Origin of the sequence: uncultured Paraglaciecola sp., assembly GCF_943787955.1 — a bacterium.
Taxonomy (GTDB): Bacteria; Pseudomonadota; Gammaproteobacteria; order Enterobacterales; family Alteromonadaceae; genus Paraglaciecola.
Window position 1 is genome coordinate 46,665 of record NZ_CALSOK010000019.1, and the last position, 17,711, is coordinate 64,375.

17 protein-coding genes, 1 tRNA gene and 1 pseudogene are annotated in these 17,711 nt (G+C 39.9%); 7 read left to right on the top strand and 12 right to left on the bottom strand.

Annotation, left to right across the window (positions count from 1 at the left end):
* Window positions 1-70: 70 nt before the first annotated feature.
* From Q0Y52_RS16770 to Q0Y52_RS16790, 5 genes are all read right to left on the bottom strand, one after another.
* A complete protein-coding gene (locus Q0Y52_RS16770; protein WP_297823642.1) occupies window positions 71-763 on the bottom strand; it encodes a hypothetical protein in 693 nt (230 codons plus the stop codon).
* Window positions 753-1,055 (bottom strand): cupredoxin domain-containing protein, encoded by a 303-nt coding sequence (locus tag Q0Y52_RS16775; RefSeq protein ID WP_297823644.1) that lies wholly within the window; start codon window positions 1,053-1,055, stop codon window positions 753-755. The genes Q0Y52_RS16770 and Q0Y52_RS16775 overlap by 11 nt, the downstream gene beginning before the upstream one ends.
* 60 nt (window positions 1,056-1,115) lie before the next feature.
* Complete coding sequence (locus tag Q0Y52_RS16780) at window positions 1,116-2,441, bottom strand: ATP-binding protein (protein ID WP_297823646.1); 1,326 nt, start codon at window positions 2,439-2,441, stop codon at window positions 1,116-1,118.
* A gap of 2 nt (window positions 2,442-2,443) precedes the next feature.
* A complete protein-coding gene (locus Q0Y52_RS16785) occupies window positions 2,444-3,118 on the bottom strand; it encodes a response regulator (RefSeq protein ID WP_297823648.1) in 675 nt (224 codons plus the stop codon).
* A 510-nt stretch (window positions 3,119-3,628) separates the two neighbouring features.
* Window positions 3,629-4,138 (bottom strand): FxsA family protein, encoded by a 510-nt coding sequence (locus tag Q0Y52_RS16790; RefSeq protein ID WP_297823650.1) that lies wholly within the window; start codon window positions 4,136-4,138, stop codon window positions 3,629-3,631.
* Between the two features lie 351 nt (window positions 4,139-4,489).
* On the opposite strand from Q0Y52_RS16790, the gene Q0Y52_RS16795 reads away from it, so the two are divergent.
* Together Q0Y52_RS16795 and Q0Y52_RS16800 are read left to right on the top strand one after the other, a co-directional pair.
* Entirely contained in the window at window positions 4,490-6,304 is a 1,815-nt protein-coding gene (locus tag Q0Y52_RS16795) for a protein-disulfide reductase DsbD (protein WP_297823652.1), read from the top strand.
* Window positions 6,305-6,420: 116 nt separating this feature from the next.
* Entirely contained in the window at window positions 6,421-7,137 is a 717-nt protein-coding gene (locus tag Q0Y52_RS16800; protein WP_297823653.1) for a M23 family metallopeptidase, read from the top strand.
* Window positions 7,138-7,241: 104 nt separating this feature from the next.
* Here Q0Y52_RS16800 and Q0Y52_RS19625 read toward each other — a convergent pair.
* The 3 genes and pseudogenes from Q0Y52_RS19625 to Q0Y52_RS16810 all read right to left on the bottom strand — a co-directional run.
* Window positions 7,242-7,388: pseudogene (locus tag Q0Y52_RS19625) on the bottom strand (EAL domain-containing protein); the annotation flags it as partial.
* Between the two features lie 77 nt (window positions 7,389-7,465).
* On the bottom strand, window positions 7,466-8,095 hold the full coding sequence (gene upp, locus Q0Y52_RS16805; RefSeq protein WP_297823655.1) for a uracil phosphoribosyltransferase: 630 nt from the start codon (window positions 8,093-8,095) through the stop codon (window positions 7,466-7,468).
* 199 nt (window positions 8,096-8,294) lie between these two features.
* The gene (locus tag Q0Y52_RS16810; RefSeq protein ID WP_297823657.1) at window positions 8,295-8,702 is read right to left on the bottom strand and encodes an ACP phosphodiesterase; all 408 of its coding nucleotides are present in this window, start codon (window positions 8,700-8,702) and stop codon (window positions 8,295-8,297) included.
* A gap of 236 nt (window positions 8,703-8,938) precedes the next feature.
* Here Q0Y52_RS16810 and aroQ point away from each other — a divergent pair, with 236 nt between their 5' ends.
* From aroQ to Q0Y52_RS16835, 5 genes are all read left to right on the top strand, one after another.
* The gene (gene aroQ, locus Q0Y52_RS16815; protein WP_297823659.1) at window positions 8,939-9,373 is read left to right on the top strand and encodes a type II 3-dehydroquinate dehydratase; all 435 of its coding nucleotides are present in this window, start codon (window positions 8,939-8,941) and stop codon (window positions 9,371-9,373) included.
* Window positions 9,374-9,420: 47 nt separating this feature from the next.
* Window positions 9,421-9,870, top strand: a complete 450-nt coding sequence (gene accB / locus Q0Y52_RS16820) for an acetyl-CoA carboxylase biotin carboxyl carrier protein (protein WP_297823661.1) — start codon at window positions 9,421-9,423, stop codon at window positions 9,868-9,870.
* Window positions 9,871-9,883: 13 nt separating this feature from the next.
* Window positions 9,884-11,233 (top strand): acetyl-CoA carboxylase biotin carboxylase subunit, encoded by a 1,350-nt coding sequence (accC, locus tag Q0Y52_RS16825; RefSeq protein WP_297823663.1) that lies wholly within the window; start codon window positions 9,884-9,886, stop codon window positions 11,231-11,233.
* A 132-nt stretch (window positions 11,234-11,365) separates the two neighbouring features.
* Window positions 11,366-12,244, top strand: a complete 879-nt coding sequence (gene prmA, locus Q0Y52_RS16830; protein ID WP_297823665.1) for a 50S ribosomal protein L11 methyltransferase — start codon at window positions 11,366-11,368, stop codon at window positions 12,242-12,244.
* Between the two features lie 783 nt (window positions 12,245-13,027).
* Window positions 13,028-14,071: a mechanosensitive ion channel family protein gene (locus Q0Y52_RS16835; RefSeq protein WP_297823667.1), complete on the top strand. Its 1,044-nt coding sequence runs from the start codon at window positions 13,028-13,030 to the stop codon at window positions 14,069-14,071.
* Window positions 14,072-14,293: 222 nt separating this feature from the next.
* On the opposite strand, the gene Q0Y52_RS16840 is transcribed toward Q0Y52_RS16835, so the two are convergent.
* The 4 genes from Q0Y52_RS16840 to Q0Y52_RS16855 all read right to left on the bottom strand — a co-directional run bounded on the left by Q0Y52_RS16840 (window position 14,294) and on the right by Q0Y52_RS16855 (window position 17,601).
* A tRNA-Thr gene (locus Q0Y52_RS16840) sits at window positions 14,294-14,369 on the bottom strand.
* Between the two features lie 140 nt (window positions 14,370-14,509).
* Window positions 14,510-15,649, bottom strand: a complete 1,140-nt coding sequence (locus Q0Y52_RS16845) for a 5-(carboxyamino)imidazole ribonucleotide synthase (protein WP_297823669.1) — start codon at window positions 15,647-15,649, stop codon at window positions 14,510-14,512.
* Window positions 15,650-15,674: 25 nt separating this feature from the next.
* Window positions 15,675-16,169, bottom strand: a complete 495-nt coding sequence (gene purE / locus Q0Y52_RS16850) for a 5-(carboxyamino)imidazole ribonucleotide mutase (RefSeq protein ID WP_297823671.1) — start codon at window positions 16,167-16,169, stop codon at window positions 15,675-15,677.
* 139 nt (window positions 16,170-16,308) lie between these two features.
* Window positions 16,309-17,601 carry an amidohydrolase gene (locus Q0Y52_RS16855; protein WP_297823673.1) on the bottom strand — a complete coding sequence of 431 codons (1,293 nt, stop codon included), beginning with the start codon at window positions 17,599-17,601 and terminating at the stop codon, window positions 16,309-16,311.
* Window positions 17,602-17,711: the final 110 nt, after the last annotated feature.

Below are 17,711 nucleotides of genomic sequence, written 5' to 3' on the forward strand. Positions count from 1 at the left end.
TGGGGAGCTGAATCTAGCTTAAGCCAATAAAAAATAAGTAGAGGAGTGAATAATGCAAGAGTATAGACAATCACTTGAGCAATAGATGGTGCTGCCTGATAGCCAAATAACACGTTAAATAAACGACCATATTCAAATTCATTGCTAACAAAATATTGACAATATTCCAAGCTGTGGCTGATGCATCAATAAAGTCGACCTGAACCAGTAAAGGTAAAGCGTTGACGAGTTGGCCAGTAACGTAAATATGAACTAATAACCATGTTGACCAAGGGCCAAACTGCTGTTTTAACAATTTTGCGCTTAGATACAACAATATAGCTAAGCTTAGACAAATACCTAGACCCAAAAATGTACCAAGTAACATGGATTGTATTGCATTGCTCTGGTTCAAATAACCATCGAAGTACAAAATGAAATTACTGCCTTTGGAGACTAAGGTTAGGCTGACCATTATGCCAGCAGCCCAATATAAATACTGCTTATTCGAAGTCCGATTTTGGTTTAATCCATACCCTAAAACCAAGGCTAACAAGTAGACAAATATCTGACATATCCACAATGATAATTCAATGCCTTTACCATCAAACCAATGACCAATTAAATGGATTTGATTAATATAGATTAGGCTCAAAAGGGCACCGACTAGCATACACAATAATAGCCACAACTTAGTTGCTGGCAGGTGAACATATAAATAAACAACCAATACAAATATCGGTAACGCATCCCGTAAAAATAAAATAAACGTATTAATTAACATCTGCAGCCTTTTGCTTTTGATGTTCAACAATCACAATGCCGCGTGCAGTATTAGGGTTATACTCACCAAAAAATTTGTATTCGCCAGGCTTCAGTGGGCCAATAAATATGATTGCTGTATTATTGGCAAAAATAACCTTATCTCTATTGAGTGAAAAACTATCGAATTCCTCTGGAGTATTGTCTTGATTGTTGATCACTAATTTTACTTTTTGGTTTGCCGGAATGATGATCTGTGATGGAAAAAAGAGGTGATCCTTGAGTTGAATATGATACTCAGCAACAGCCGCCAACAATGATTGGCAAACACGCCAAAGAATAGGGCGGTGATACCTATTAATTTGTTCATAGGTTTATTCAACGTATTGCCCTTGTGGCAATAACAGCTCTACTGATAAGCCTGATAATTGCTCAGAGCAACTAAGTTTTAATGAAGCATTATGCAGTTCTGCAATATGCTTGGAAATGGATAAACCTAAACCACATCCGGGTGTATTGCTAGTATGACGATCACCCCCAATTCTGTAAAAACGTTCAAACACTCGTTGATATTCTGATTTATCAATGCCAGGGCCTGAATCCTCTACTTGAATAATTACCTGATTATTCAATGTCTTCAATACCACTCTAATTAATGATCCTTCAGGCGAATACTTGCTGGCATTGGAGATTAAATTTTGTAACAAGATACCCAGAGAAAACTCATCACCTTGAATTTTTGTGCCTTGACCAACTAGTTCGATCTCTTGTTTTTTTGCATCAATTTGTGGGAATAAACTGGCTATTACAGTTTTGCAAAGTGAAGCAGTATGTATTTGTTTAAATTGGCCTTGGTATTGTTCAGGATTGGTTCGGTTGAGCAATAAAATTTGTTCTACTACATGGCTTATACGCTCAATACCTTCTTGCAGGTATTGCATATTTCTGTTTGAAGTTCTGTTATTGCTAAGCTGCAACCTCAAATTGTGGGCATTGATTTTTAAAACGCTTAATGGGGTACGTAATTCATGAGCTGCGTCAGAGGCAAAGCGTTTTTCTCGTGAGAAGGCTGCGTTTAATCGCTCAAATAATTGATTCAAAGTTTCTAATACGGGGCTGAGTTCGTTTTGCTGATTTTGCTGTGTGATTGGACTAAGGTCATCGGCTTTTTTGGCGCGCAAGTTCTCAGATAAAAGCCTCAATGGGCGCAACCCAGTGCTGACCAATAAAAATATAATAATGGCTAATAATGGAATACACAATATCAGTGGTGTAACAGCAGCCAAGATCATTTTTTCTGCCAGCTCGAAACCCCGGTTTAAGGGCTGTGCAACCAACACCCATTTATTATCTGATTCAAAAAAATGCCCATAAGTACGCCAACGTTGAGCTAAAAAATTATGCTCATCAAATTCATTTTTGAAATCACTCATAGCGGCTTTAAGTTCTGGATGAGAGCTAACAATTAATCGGTTGTGTTGCCATATTTGATAGATAAAGGCAGCGTCAGGTTGAGGCGCTAGTGATTGAGTACTCATGTCGGTGATATTAACCAATACATAAGTTAAAGAACGTAATTCATTATCAAATACGCTGGTTGCTTTTGCCATACTGCCGCGATAACCCTGAATGGCTGCCGCGAAGGTGACTAATGTAATCACAGATAACAAAATCAGTGTTAGATAGCGGCGGATAGACAAATTTAGGGTCCTATACTTGGGCTAGCTTTAACACTGTAACCTACACCACGAATTGTTTTGATAAACGCTTCAGGGAGTTTTTTGCGTAGATGGTGAATATGTACCTCCACAGCATTACTTGCTACCTCCTCACCCCACTCGTATAAATTAGACTCAAGTTGTTCCCTCGATTGTATTCGTCCGGCTTGCTCTAGTAATACCTTCAACAACATAAATTCTCTGCGAGATCGTTCCATTATCTGTTCCGCGACACTTAACTGATGAGAGGCGCAATCTAGACTTACTTCGCCAATAGTAATAGTAGAACTGGTTGCTGTGCCCAACCTTCTTTCAATCACCCGCAAACGTGCAATGAGTTCATTTACATCAAAAGGTTTGCTAGTAGAATCATCTGCACCTTGATCTAGTCCTTTTATTTTGTCTTCGATGGGTTCTCTTGCGGTGAGAATCAGAACGGGCATATTTACCTTCATTTGCCTGATCTTTTTAAGAAGTGTAAGGCCATCCATATCTGGCAAGCCTAAGTCTAATATTAACATGTCACATCCATTGGTTTTTATAGTCAACAGTGCTGACTTAGCATAAGTGACGTGATTAGCGGTAAAACCTTCTGATCGAAGTGTTTGGTGGATGTCTCTGGCTAATTGCAGATCATCTTCGACTAATAAAACTCGCATTCTGATAACTCTTAATTAATAGTCGATTACACTATGTGATTAAGGTAGTCCAAACTAATCTAGTTTGAAAGGTTAAGGTTGTTTAGGTAGCTGTTTCTATTTTCAGTAATATTGTTTGTGAGTTGTTTCTTATGATCACTCCAAATGTGTTTATATAGTTTAGTTGGGTTATGCAGCTAAATCGCCCTTGAAGAAGCTCTCTGCTTACTGGTCAACCTAAAATGTAAACTGCCTAACAAACTTGCTTGTTGGGCTTTTATCATACCCAGCAATATGCAAACAGCCGGTATTGTTTTGTGAGAGTTTCAGTTTGGTTGGTTCGGGTAGTTAATTTCAATGGTTGTTCATTTGTTTGTCGTTGCAGCGCTGACCTTCGTTCATAAAGCGCATATAAATATTGCCCCTTAATCTCAAATGCTTGAGCTGATAAACAAATAAAAATACTGAAACTAAGCTACGACAAAACATTATATTCTTTCAGCTAAATGTTATTGAAATGTAATGTTTAGGTTAGTCTGGCTTTCTTAAGTCATCCTTAAGGGCTGGATTTTCTGGTGGTTTATCTTTACGTTCAAACTCACCCTCGATGACATCATCAGATTGTTCTGTTGAATGGGGTGGCTGGTGGTATTGAGAAAAGTCACCATTAAAGGATGGACTCACCATCTTGAGAGCTAAATTTTTAACTAACCCTCTGGCTATAAGCGGGCGAGTAATAGGCAAACTCAATAAAAACCCAATGCTGTCTGTGATAAATCCTGGGGTAACTAACAACACACCTGCAATCACCAATAATAAACCTTCAGCCATTTCTTGGCCTGGCATGATGCCCGTTTGCATTTTTTGTTGGGCTTGCATCAAGGTGCTGAGCCCTTGTTGTCTGACTAAATGAGCGCCTGCAAAAGCGGTCAGGATAACGATAGCTACAGTATACCAACCACCTATTTGCTCACCCACATTGATCAGTATTGCGATTTCGACAATAGGTAAAATGGCAAATAATAAAAATAATTTAAACAAAAATGCCTCGTTATTTGAGCTATACGTAACTAGGGTTGCGTATAGCTTCAATGATAATGTGTTTGTTATGATACTGGGACTAAACAATAGAAACCCAAGTAACGTATTGTTACAGACTGTTGCTTGGTTTGTCTAATGAGTTTGGTTATTAGAGTCTATTTATCTCAAACTCAAATTATTTAATGAAATAGTGAAACTTGATTGCTTAAGCTTGGGTCTTTAAACAAAGTAAGGGCCCGTCTTAATAATTTGTTAAGATTTGTGTTTTAAGGTTTGTAAGTCCCTATTGGCCTATTAGATTGGTATAATGAAATTATTGCCAAGTTTCCCTTTATATAAGAAGTATTGTAGATGAATTTGAGTTTTAGATATTTTATTTTACTACTTGGTATTTGTTTCGTCTCGTCCTTGAGTATCGCGCAAACTTCCGAGCCCTTAGCCGACCTATTTTCTGACGAACCAGAGTTTTTGCAAGTAGACGAATCGTTCCAATTCGACTTCGCCCAGCAAGGCAATCGCGTCATCCTGAGTTGGCAAATTGCAGACGGGTACTACTTATATAAAAAACAATTTAAAACTGTGGTTAAACAAGCCGAGATAGGTCTGCCGGTTTTTCCTGTTGCGGAGCAAGTTGAAGATGAATTTTTTGGTTTATCGGATGTATTTCGTGGGCAACTAGATGTTACCTACCCCATAGTATCCTCAGTGCAAGATGGCATAGTTAAGATTCGTTATCAGGGCTGTGCGGATGCTGGCTTGTGTTACCCACCCACCACCAAAGAGGTGTATCTAAGTCAAGTGGGTACTGCTTCAGTCGTAGAGCCTGGCCAAGATACAAAAATCTCTATATCCGATTCAGACTCTCTGGCTCCAATTTCAGAACAGTTTGAATTAGCTAGCTTGTTGTCCAGTAAGCAGAGTTTACTTATCACGCTGTTATTATTTTTAGGTTTAGGTGTTGGTTTAGCCTTTACACCTTGTGTGTTTCCTATGTACCCGATTTTATCCGGCATAGTGATTGGTCAGGGTAAAACCATTAGCACCTCTCGGGCATTTACTTTGTCGTTTGTCTACGTACAAGGCATGGCGATTACTTACTCGTTGTTGGGGTTGATTGTTGCTTCTGCTGGTGTGCAATTTCAGGCGGGATTACAACATCCAGCGATTTTAATCTCTTTAATCGTGATTTTTGTATTGTTGGCAGTGGTGATGTTTGGCGCCTATGAATTGCAGTTACCTTCTTCGTGGCAAGAAAAGCTCAATGCCATGAGTAACAAACAAACCAGTGGTAGTTATATGGGCGTGTTAGCTATGGGCGCGATTTCGGGCTTAGTGGCGTCACCTTGCACCACTGCACCCTTGACCGGTATTTTACTATTTATCGCTCAAAGTGGTGATTTAGTTTTAGGGTTTAGTGCGCTATATGTGCTGAGTTTGGGAATGGGTATCCCATTGATTTTATTTGGCATTACCGGTGGAAAATTGTTGCCCAAAGCAGGTAATTGGATGAACGTTGTTAAAGTCACTTTTGGTTTTATGATGTTAGCCGTTGCCATTATGTTTGTTGAGCGTTTAGTCACACATTTTGCTACTGATATTGCTTGGGCGTTACTTGGTTTGATAACATTTACCTACTTTTATGTGATGAACCAAAATACCCCCGTATCTTTTTTCAAAGGTCTCCGCATGTTTTTAATCTTCATTGGATTATTTGTTTCAGTTGGATATGGTTATCAGACATTTAGTGGGATAGGTCACAGTAACGTGCAGGGGCAATCAAACGATATCGCAATAGCTCACCCAGAGTTTCTTAAGATCAGTAATATCGAAGAGTTCAATCAGGCAATAGCAGAGGCCAGCGCTGATGGTCAAACCGTAATGTTAGACCTCTATGCAGATTGGTGCGTGGCCTGCAAAGAATTTGAAAAATACACTTTCTCAGATGCAAACGTAGTCAAAGAATTAAGACACAGTGTATTGATGCAGATTGACCTTACCGATAGCAGTGATGCTAACCTTGCGTTTCAAGAACGCTTTTCTGTTCTTGGCCTGCCTACTATTATGTTCTTTGATGCCCAAGGACAAGAGCTCGAGACTGCCAGGGTGACAGGTTTTATGCGTGCTGCGCCTTTTGCTGAGCATGTAAACAGCCTTTTTGCTAAGTAACGGTGTTTTGTCCTTCTACTCGGTATTTTATACGAAAGCTTTTTGTATCTATTTTTACAATCATATCTTGTGTGCTGGTTACTTGTAGTTCTTTAGCGAGCTCAGATAATTACTGCATGGATAATTGGGCATGTGTTGAGAAAATTGAGAAAAACAAGCAGGTTAGTTATTGGCTCTACAATCAAAAACCTTTTGTGGTGACCGTCACCTTAGAAGTGAACACCCGTAACTTAAAAACGGCAACCACAAACCTACCTCAGCACATATTTAGCCGAGTGCTTCAGGGGCATCAACGAGTTAAAGTGCTTGAATTACAACCCATCAACATATACCAAAAAATTTGGTATGGCGAAGCTTTTTATTGGACGCCAGGTAATATGCTAGCGCTGCATCAAGAGGATATTGTTTATCAATATCCTTATGCTGACGGTGATTATTTTCCCATAGTGCAAGGTTTTGGTGGCGGGTATAGCCATAGTGATGCGTCTCAGTATGCTGTAGACTTTGCTATGCCCATAGGAACACCCATACATGCGGCCAGGTCAGGTATAGTGATTGATTTGGTTGAACATCAAACGCGTGGAGGTGCTAGTCGCAAATACGCTAAATATGCTAACTACTTAGTGATTTTGCATAGTGATGACACCACTGGTGAGTATTATCATCTGAGAAAAAATGACGTTGCCGTGATCCAAGGTGAGCACGTTATAGCAGGTCAAATAATAGGTTACTCAGGTAATACAGGATTTTCTTCATTACCACATTTACATTTTGCAGTTTATCACGCAAAACCCTTTGGTAAGTATCAATCATTACCTTTTGTGTTTGAATGAAGACTAAGGATTACGCCTAAACTTACTAAGATTTTCTAATATTGCTGGAATCTTTTCTGTCGGAACAGGTTCAGAAAAGGAATAGCATTTATAAATGCCAACATTTATTTTTTTAAAAATTTGACTTGTTCAATAGTTTCGATATCTTCAGCTACGCAGTTCATTTTCAATTGTTTAGCTATACTTAGCGTTTTAAGGATAATGGCTTCATTATTTTGATTTTTACCTATATCATCAACAAAGCTTTTATCTACATTTAAATAAAATGCGCTGAGGTAAAAATTAACATATTTTTCATTTCACAAAGCGACACGTAATATGTATAGACTTAACGCGTTCCAAAAATCTTATCACCTGCATCACCAAGCCCTGGCAATATGTAACCATGTTCATTAAGTCTTTCATCTATTGCAGCGGTATAAATTTCAACATCTGGGTGCGCAGCTTGAACGGCCTCTAAACCTTCTGGAGCCGCAACTAGAAATAGCCCCATAATATGTTTGCAGCCTTTTTGCTTGAGTAAATCGATAGTGGCAATAAGAGTGCCACCTGTTGCTAACATGGGATCTACAATTAATGCAGTACGCTTTTCTGCATCTTTTACTACTTTATCGAAGTAGGCTACTGGTAGCAGGGTTTTTTCATCACGGTACAAACCTACCACACTGATTTTTGCATTAGGGATAAGCCTTAAGACACCGTCTAACATACCTAAACCTGCACGTAAGATAGGTACTATTGTTATCTTTTTACCTTTGATCTTTTGTATATTAACTTTTTTACCATTCCAAGCTGTGGTTTCAACAACTTCAACTTTTAGCTCTCTGGTGGCTTCATAGGTTAAAAGGTTTCCGACCTCGCTCGCTAATTCTCTAAAATCTTTGCTACTAATACCTGTCTCACGCATTAGGCCTATTTTATGTTGAATTAACGGGTGATGAATTTCGTGTACGGCCATACTTATTTCTCGCAATTATTGTGACAGATGATACGACCGAACAAATTTCAGCCCATGATCTAAACACTCAGGATAGAACTGTTGAAAGCTAGACTCAAGCTGATCGCCATATTGAAGCAAAAAAAGCTGAGCTTTTTTAGCAAACACCACTTTATGCTTTAATCGGTTCTCAATGCTGACAAATGCTCGGAAACAGGTTTCAATACTCATTTAACCATTGATGTTTTTTGATACCTTCAGCCACTTTTTGAAAATGGGTATTATCGGGTAATGAAAATTGTTCAAGTTGCTGGTAAAAATCAGCAAAGACAGTATTAAAATGAGTGCCAGAGTAACGTTTCCAAGTTTGCATCAGTAAGTAATCAAAATAGATATCGATGATCACCCCCGCCATCCTGCGAATATCTCTGGGGAAATATCGCCTTAATTCAATCACGAGTGGATGTGAATCCGTGAATACGTCAATGCTGCGATGTAAACGGATACCCTGCTCAATCTCAAAAGGTAAGTGCTGCAGTTGACTACCTTTAATAAAGTCCCCAAGAAAATTTCCTAACAAGCTGGTTTGGGTGTGGATGCCTATATGGATATGGGCGATATAGTTCAAATTAAAAAACACTCCGATTAAGTAGAAAAAAGTCCCAATAAAAGCATAATATTCATTAACTTTGCAGCAATCTTCGCTGATAAGACCAGTATTTTGCTGTTAATTTCTATTTGCTCTCTATAATAGAGTTATAATTTAGATTAATGTGCATTTAATGTACTAAATTGATTTTGAAATAAGGCTGTTCATTTGCTTACATGCACAACAAAATCATTACTGATTAAAATGGCGACACAGTGAAAGTATTAGTAATTAATGGCCCAAATCTAAACATGTTGGGCAAACGTGAGCCAGAAACGTATGGCTACCAAAGCCTACAACAAATTGTGAGTAAGCTAAGCATTTATGCCAACTCCATAGGTTTGGATTTTACTCATGTGCAGTCAAATGCTGAACACGAGTTAATTGATGCTATCCATAGAGCTTTTGAAAATTCAGACTTTATCATCATCAACCCCGGTGCATTTACGCATACGAGTGTTGCTTTGAGAGATGCGCTTTTGAGCGTGTCTATACCTTTTATCGAAGTACACTTATCTAATGTACATGCCAGAGAAGCGTTTAGGCAGCATTCTTATTTATCCGACATTGCCCAAGGGGTCATTTGTGGATTAGGTGCTCAAGGGTATGAATTCGCTTTAGCGGCGGCCAAACAATATTTAACTAAATAAACATCCGCAAAAATTTGCTTGCTGGTTAACTAATTAGAGAGAAAAAAATGGACATACGTAAAATTAAGAAATTGATAGAGCTAGTTGAAGAGTCTGGCATATCTGAATTAGAAATCACTGAAGGCGAAGAATCAGTACGTATTCATCGTGGCGGCGCAGCTGCTCAGGTAACTCCGATGCAATATGCTCCACAGCCACAATTAGCTCCTGTTGCACAAGCTGCACCTGTTGAAACGATTCCTGAAGCTGCACCAGCAATCAGCGGCCACATTATGTGCTCTCCTATGGTGGGTACTTTTTATCGTTCTTCCTCTCCCGGCGTTAAATCCTTTGCTGAAATAGGTCAAAAAGTGAATGTAGGCGATACGCTTTGTATTATCGAAGCGATGAAAATGATGAATCAAATCGAGTCTGATAAGGCCGGTGTCATCAAACAAATTTTAGTGGAAAATCAAGAGCCAGTTGAATTCGACCAACCTATGTTTGTGATTGAATAAAAGGTTTATGACAATGTTAAAAAAAGTCCTTATTGCAAACCGCGGCGAAATCGCCCTGCGAATTTTGCGTGCCTGTAAAGAGTTAGGCATTAAGACTGTGGCGGTGCATTCGACTGCCGACGAGTCTCTGAAACACGTATTGTTAGCTGACGAAACGATTTGTATCGGCAAAGCGTCAGCCACAGAGAGCTATCTTAATATTCCTCGTATTATCGCCGCTGCTGAAATAACAGACGCAGATGCCATTCATCCTGGTTATGGATTTTTAGCCGAAAATGCGGGTTTTGCAGAAGCCGTTGAAAAAAGTGGCTTTACCTTTATTGGTCCAACTGCCCAAACCATTAACTTAATGGGAGATAAGGTCTCTGCAATTAGAGCGATGAAAAGTGCTGGCGTGCCTTGTGTCCCAGGTTCTGATGGACCTTTGGGCGAAAACGATGCTCGAAATAAACAGCTTGCCGCAGGTATTGGATACCCCATTATTATTAAAGCAGCAGGTGGCGGCGGTGGTCGTGGCATGCGCGTGGTACGAAGTGAAGGTGAACTTATTTCATCCATTGCCATGACTAAAAGTGAAGCCGGTGCGGCCTTTAATAATGATGTTGTATACATGGAAAAATTTCTTGAAAATCCTCGTCATGTTGAAATTCAAATACTGGCTGATGGCCAAGGTAGTGCCATTCACTTAGGTGAACGTGATTGTTCTATGCAACGTCGTCATCAAAAAGTAGTGGAAGAAGCTCCTGCTCCCGGTATTACACCAGAAATGCGAGCGGCTATTGGCGCTAGATGTTGCCAAGCCTGCATTGATATCAACTATCGTGGTGCAGGTACCTTTGAGTTCTTGTTTGAAAATAATGAGTTTTATTTCATTGAAATGAATACTCGTATTCAGGTTGAACACCCAGTATCAGAAATGATCACAGGTGTTGATTTAATTAAAGAGCAACTGAGAGTTGCGGCCGGTCAAAAGTTGTCTATGACTCAAGAGCAGATAAAGGTGAAAGGCCATGCGATCGAATGTCGTATCAATGCCGAAGATTCAAAAACTTTTATTCCAAGCCCGGGTAAAATTACCAAGTTTCATTCACCAGGTGGTTTGGGTGTCAGGTGGGATTCGCATATCTACACAGATTACGTAGTGCCACCTTACTACGATTCAATGATTGGTAAATTAATCACTTATGGTGAGACCAGAGAAGTGGCTATTGTTCGAATGCGCCATGCATTAGACGAGCTGGTCATCGGTGGAATTAAAACCAATGTTGAACTGCACAAAAGTATCATGGCCGATGAGGTCTTCGCTGCTGGTGGCGCTAATATTCATTACCTAGAGAAAAAATTAGGTATGGGTGGACACTAACTTTTTGTAAGAACAACCATTAAGTTTAAAAAGAGCGTTTATAGCTCTTTTTTTATGTCTGTAGCATAGCTGCGGTTACCTGCTCTTTTTCTAATGTTATACTATTTAAAATTTATAATATTGAGTTTGTTTATGCCTTGGATCCAACTAAAAATAAATAGCCAAGCAGATTATGCTGAGCAAATTGGCGAAATGTTATCAGCCAATGGTGCCCAAGCTGTGACTTTTGTGGATGCTAAAGACACACCTATGTATGAACCTAAACCTGGTGAAGTGATGCTCTGGCCAGACACACAAGTAGTGGGATTGTATGACGCACAATATGATATGTCTCGGGTAGTCAGCCAGCTTAGCAAATCCAAATTATTAGGCAAAAACTTCAATCACAAATTAGACCAATTAGAAGACAAAGATTGGGAACGAGAATGGATGGTAAATTTTCATCCTATGCAATTTGGCGAGCGTTTATGGATTTGCCCCAGCTGGCGTGATGTGCCGGATCCAAATGCAGTGATTGTGATGCTCGATCCCGGATTAGCTTTTGGTACTGGTACACACCCCACCACCAGTTTGTGTCTAAAGTGGTTAGACAGTTTAGAACTGTCTCAGGCAACAGTAGTGGATTTTGGTTGTGGCTCAGGCATATTGGGTATAGCAGCACTGAAATTAGGCGCCAAGCGTGTGGTAGGCATTGATATCGACCCCCAAGCGTTACTCGCCAGTCAAGACAATGCAAATCGCAACTATGTAGGCGAAAAAATAGAATTATATCTGCCACAATATCAACCTAAGTTACAAGCTGATGTGGTGTTAGCCAATATTCTCGCAGGTCCATTAAGGGAGTTAAAGTCGGTTATCAGTGCCTATTGCAAACCCGGTGGTAAGTTAGTGTTGTCAGGTATTTTGGATAAACAAGCAGAAGAAATTAACGCTTTGTATAGCGATGTATTTGATATGCAACCTATTGCTATTGATGGGGAGTGGGCGAGGGTGTCTGGGGTTAAAAAGTAAAAGTTATTGAGGACAAATTTGTTTAGATAGCACTAACGAAAAATGCTGTGACTTATCATACAAAGTTCGAACTCTTCCTTGTTCGAAATTCTTCGAAAATCCTATTTTATGCTACTATCATCAGAGATATTTGTCAGCAAGGTGCTGTAAATTGCTTACAGCCTAATAGATTATTTTGAATTGGTTGACTCAGCTGGAAGGTGTATTCGAGAAGATAAAGCAGGATATTTTGACGTTCATCACAGTCCCATTCTTGAACGTTGAGGTATCAACAATAAACAGTGGTTCATTCATGCCACTGAATTTAAAAAATACTTCAGCACCGCAGTAGGTAGCGAGTATATGCTGCGACAATGTAAAAATTATACTAACCATCAAAAAATACGTGGCAAGGAAAAAGCTAAAGTATCATTTAAAGGGGCTTAAACCTCGCTAAATCAAAAAAATACCACTACCCAGTAACGGTGTAAAACAAGGTGGCATGTGATTTGCATTATCAATTGAATGCGGAAACTTAAGTACTGATTTACCTTCCAAAGATCCAACCAAGTATGTATCCACTCCCTTAAATGTAAAATATTTTGGTCATCAAGGTGCTACAGATTTAACGAAAGTGCTAGCTTACAAAAATGGATGTTTGGTTTTTGCCATCGGAGTTGAATTACTATGAGGCTTAGCTATTTGTCAAAACAAAGCTTGTACCAAAACTTTCTGGTAACCTTTAGATAGATATAGTTATACAAACATCAATTTTAGCCACTCAAACAACCACGAGACCTTGATATGGCCGACTACGCCTCAGCAAACACATCACCTGCTACAACTGAATTAATAGAAAAGCCTATAACGCACTTAAAAGAATCAAACAACGCACTAATTGAGCAGGCTGGAAACGTAACCGACACAAGTACAACTACGTCTGAAGTTGAACCGTCGAGTTTACAAGACTTTGATGTGGTTGATAGTATCAGTCAGGAATTAGAGCAAGTGAATGCGATTTATCAAATGGTGGTAGAGTTTTTCGTAGGTTATAGCTTCCAGATAATTGGTGCTTTGCTCATTATGCTGGTGGGTATACTCGTGGCTGGTAAAGTAAGCAAAATGGTTGAACGTTTATGCCTTAAAAAGAAGCTAGATGTCACACTTTCAAGCTTTATCGCCTCTACCATCAAAATTATCATTGTGGTTTTGATTGGTATTATCGCACTAGGTAAATTAGGCATTAGTGTCACTCCCTTTGTGGCAGCGATTGGAGCGCTATCACTTGGTGCTGGATTAGCTATGCAAGGGCTGTTGGCTAATTATGCGGCGGGTCTCAATATTATTATCGCTCGCCCTTTCATAGTCGGTGATACTATCGAAGTGCAAAAAGTGACCGGTTTAGTGAAAAAAGTTCAACTTGCTTACACAATGTTGATAGACGAAGACGGTACAGAAATAACAATCCCAAACCGGCATATAGTTGGTGAGATCATCCACAATTCTTACTCCAACATGCTGGCAGAAATAAGCATCGGTATTGCCTACAGCGAAGATGCACCGAGAGCCATCCTGGTCATCATGCAAGCTTTAGCTAAAATTGAAGAATTACAAGATATTCAGATGCCGTTAGATGAAGAAGGTGTGCCAAAAACCGAGCAGAAATTACAAGTCGGTATAGGTAGCTTTGGTGCCAGTAGTGTTAATCTCTCGGTTCGAGCCTGGTTGCCTACTTCCAGATTTCACCAATTACGCTTCAAGTTGAACGCTGCAATTTATGCCGCTCTCAACGAAAATAATGTGAAAATCCCATTCCCTCAACACGAAGTACGTATGTTAAATGATTAGCAGGAGTATTGTTAATTTCTAAAACCAAAACAGTCGGACTGAATACATAGGGTAAATAGTGGCGACTATCGGAGTCGAGATGTGAGGTTTGGCTGCTTATTTCATTTTTTGAGTTGGTATTTAAGCTTTAAGCTTCGTCTATCGGTAGGTTGCGCAAACGTCACCTTAAAAATCAGAATTCGCTACGTTCTGTAATTTTTTCGATGAATTTTATTAGGAAAGTGGTGCCGACTACCGGAGTCGAACTGGTGACCTACTGATTACAAGTCAGTTGCTCTACCTACTGAGCTAAGTCGGCACACAGGAAAATGTTACAAGGTGACGCTAATTTTGGAATGTTGGTAGTCTGCTTTGTTGCAGCTTATCCCAAAAAGAAAAGCTATTTTATTCATAATTAATATGTTGTCAATCAAATAAAAATATTTTTCAAAAGGTCGTTTAAAGTTTCAGCAATCTGGCTGCTTCATCTTTTAGCATTGGAAAATATTCAATCGGTACGTACTCAGACAAAGCCTGCATTGTTTTCCCTAGTTCAGCATAGTTATCTGCACATAAGTTGAAGTGCCCCATCTTACGCTTTTTGCGAGGGGTTTTACCGTACCAGTGAAGATGGCAGCCGGGAATACTCAGCATGTCCCTTGCAAAATCTTTGCAACCTATGATGTTTATCATGGCGGTAGGTGATGTGACTTTCGTTGAGCCTAATGGTAACCCCCTCACTGCTCTAAGATGGTTTTCAAACTGGCAAGTATCTGCACCTTGCATTGTCCAATGCCCAGAATTATGGACTCGTGGTGCTATTTCATTAACCAATAGTTGTTCTCCAATTTGGAAAAATTCAACTGCCAACACACCAACGTAATCTAGTGATACTGCTAGTTTGTTGAAGATATCTTGTGCTTGTTGGTTAAGTGCATGGTCAACTTGCAGAGCAGGAGCAATAGAAACATGCAATTGACCATGATGATGTAAGTTTTCTGCAAGTGGATAATAGGCAATTTCGCCCTTATTGCTTCGAACTGCTACCAATGAAAGTTCGCGATCAAAACTGAGCATTTTCTCAACCACCAAAGGAACTTTATGTAAGTCTAACTTGGACAACTGCTGTTTCAGTTCAGGCAATTCGTTTTTATTTTGTAAACGCCATTGGCCATAACCATCATAGCCATCTCTGCTTGCTTTGATAATTAACTTTTCGCCAAGCTTTTCAACAGCCGCCTCTAATTGTTCAACATCGGTAACGACTTCAAACGGGCAGTTGGTGATAGCCAGTTTTTCGAGTAATTTTTTCTCGCGAACTCTATCAGCCCCCGTCAAAATTGCCTCTACACTGGGTTTGAGTTTGCCACTACCATGGACTAACTCGAGTAAATTTTCAGGAATATGTTCAAATTCAACAGTGATGGCGTTCACTTCTTCAATCATCCGTTCAAGTGAGTTATTGATTATTTGTTTACTCACCGGATCGACAATTTTATTATCCGCTACATCTACTGCCTGAACACTTATTCCAAGTGGATAACCAGCCAAAGCCATCATTCTGGCTAACTGCCCTGAACCAAGAACTAATATGCTCATTTACACAATCTCATGTCAGTTTTTATCATAAAGAGGGAAGGACTAATTCGTCTTGTGCAATTACAGTGGCGGTTTGTTCTGCTCGAAAGTCTTTGATTGCTTGTTGCACATCTGGATTTTGCAAGGCGATTACCTGTGCTGCTAACAATCCAGCATTGGCAGCACCGGCTTCACCAATCGCTAAAGTGCCTACTGCTACTCCTTTGGGCATTTGCACGATAGATAGTAAAGAATCAATACCGTTCAATTGACTTGAGCGAACAGGTACACCAAATACAGGTAAAGTAGTATGTGCTGCGATCATACCGGGCAAGTGCGCTGCTCCCCCTGCACCGCCAATAATGACCTGGTACCCTTGTTCAGCTGCTTTTTCGGCAAAATCTGTGAGCAGATTCGGGGTGCGATGTGCTGAGACAACTTTGGCCGTATAACTCACGCCAAGCTTTTCTAACATGAGCGCTGCGTTTTGCATGGTAGGCCAGTCAGACTTGGAGCCCATTACTATTGCCACGTTTGGCATAACTTTCTCTCTTAAATCACATTTTATGATTTAGGGTAAATCAATCCCCTAAAATTTTGGACACATATTGTAGCTTATAGCTTGCAGCATAGAAACCACCCTAATGGTAGTTTTGCTAACGTCTATTGGAGGGCCTGTTTTAGTGCAGTTTCATGTAATCCAATGTTAAGTCTGTTAGTAATTTTACGCCTGTTTTCATACCTGAATCGTCGACATAAAATTCTGGCGTGTGGTGGGCTGGGGCATCGGCTTCGGATATATCTAAGGGCTTACCGCCAATCCACATATATAGCCCTGGTATTTTTTCTTGAAAAAACGAAAAGTCTTCTGCGCCCGTCACGGGTTTGCTATAAATAACATTCTCACGGCCAGCACTTCTAATCAGTGTAGGGACCATTTTTTCAGTTAGTTCAGGATCGTTGTAGGTGATGGGGTAGTTGTAATCCAAAGGCAAAGTTACTTCAACTTCAGCACGCATACTGTCAGCAATACCTTTAACCTTTCTGGGAACCGCTTCATACATGTGTTCACGGGCCGCTTTATTTAAGGTACGAATGGTACCTACTAATTCAACTTCACTGGGGATAATATTTGAGCGGTTACCACCATGAATAGAGCCTATTGTAACCACGGCGGCTTCATCAATGAGTTTAATTTCACGGCTGACTATGGTTTGTAAACTCATAATAACTTGCGCGGCTGTAGTAATAGGATCCACGCTTAGCCAAGGATAAGCGCCGTGGGCTTGTTTCCCCTTTATGACAATTTTGAACGGGTCAACCGCAGCCATTGTGCCACCTTCTTTGTAACGTATTTTGCCTACGTCGGTATCAGCACTAATATGTAACCCGAAAATCACATCTACGGTTGGGTTATTGAGAACACCCTCTTCAATCATCAGTTCAGCACCACCTTTTTCGCCTCTAGGCGCCCCTTCTTCGGCGGGTTGAAATATAAACTTCACTTTACCGCGAAGTTCACTCTTCATGTTCACTAAAATTTCTGCAGCACCCATTAGCATAGCGATGTGGGTATCATGTCCACAGGCATGCATGACTGGCACGTCGTTACCCTCAAGCTCACCACGTTTAGTCGATTTCCAGGGTAAATTATTTTGTTCTAGTACAGGTAGTCCATCTATATCGGCACGAAGCGCCACTACCGGCCCTGGTTTGCCACTATCAAGTACTGCTACCACCCCAGTTATAGCAACGCCTGTTTGTACTTCTAATCCAAGGTTTTGCAGGTGTTTAGTAATATACTTTGCCGTTTCAAATTCGCGGTTAGATAGTTCTGGATTTTGGTGTAAATGATGTCGCCACTTAATCACCTGAGGTTCTATATTCTTAACCATTTGCTCTACGTTCGAGGTGGCCGATATTTTAGGCGTGAAAATTAAGAATATTAATAAGACGGGTATTAACTGTTTCATTGATAATCGACTGTAAGTGAATGAATATCTAATATGTTAAAAGCAAATCCGCTTGTCAAACATTAAGAATAATTATTACAAGATATTCCTAAAAAGCCATAAAAAAATCC

Bases quoted from the DNA above. Each gene is read 5' to 3' on its own strand.
- Q0Y52_RS16770 (WP_297823642.1), bottom strand. From the start codon at position 763: ATGTTAATTAATACGTTTATTTTATTTTTACGGGATGCGTTACCGATA.
- Q0Y52_RS16785 (WP_297823648.1), bottom strand. From the start codon at position 3,118: ATGCGAGTTTTATTAGTCGAAGATGATCTGCAATTAGCCAGAGACATC.
- Q0Y52_RS16795 (WP_297823652.1), top strand. From the start codon at position 4,490: ATGAATTTGAGTTTTAGATATTTTATTTTACTACTTGGTATTTGTTTC.
- Q0Y52_RS16800 (WP_297823653.1), top strand. From the start codon at position 6,421: ATGGATAATTGGGCATGTGTTGAGAAAATTGAGAAAAACAAGCAGGTT.
- upp (WP_297823655.1), bottom strand. From the start codon at position 8,095: ATGGCCGTACACGAAATTCATCACCCGTTAATTCAACATAAAATAGGC.
- accB (WP_297823661.1), top strand. From the start codon at position 9,421: ATGGACATACGTAAAATTAAGAAATTGATAGAGCTAGTTGAAGAGTCT.
- accC (WP_297823663.1), top strand. From the start codon at position 9,884: ATGTTAAAAAAAGTCCTTATTGCAAACCGCGGCGAAATCGCCCTGCGA.
- prmA (WP_297823665.1), top strand. From the start codon at position 11,366: ATGCCTTGGATCCAACTAAAAATAAATAGCCAAGCAGATTATGCTGAG.
- Q0Y52_RS16835 (WP_297823667.1), top strand. From the start codon at position 13,028: ATGGCCGACTACGCCTCAGCAAACACATCACCTGCTACAACTGAATTA.
- Q0Y52_RS16845 (WP_297823669.1), bottom strand. From the start codon at position 15,649: ATGAGCATATTAGTTCTTGGTTCAGGGCAGTTAGCCAGAATGATGGCT.
- purE (WP_297823671.1), bottom strand. From the start codon at position 16,169: ATGCCAAACGTGGCAATAGTAATGGGCTCCAAGTCTGACTGGCCTACC.
- Q0Y52_RS16855 (WP_297823673.1), bottom strand. From the start codon at position 17,601: ATGAAACAGTTAATACCCGTCTTATTAATATTCTTAATTTTCACGCCT.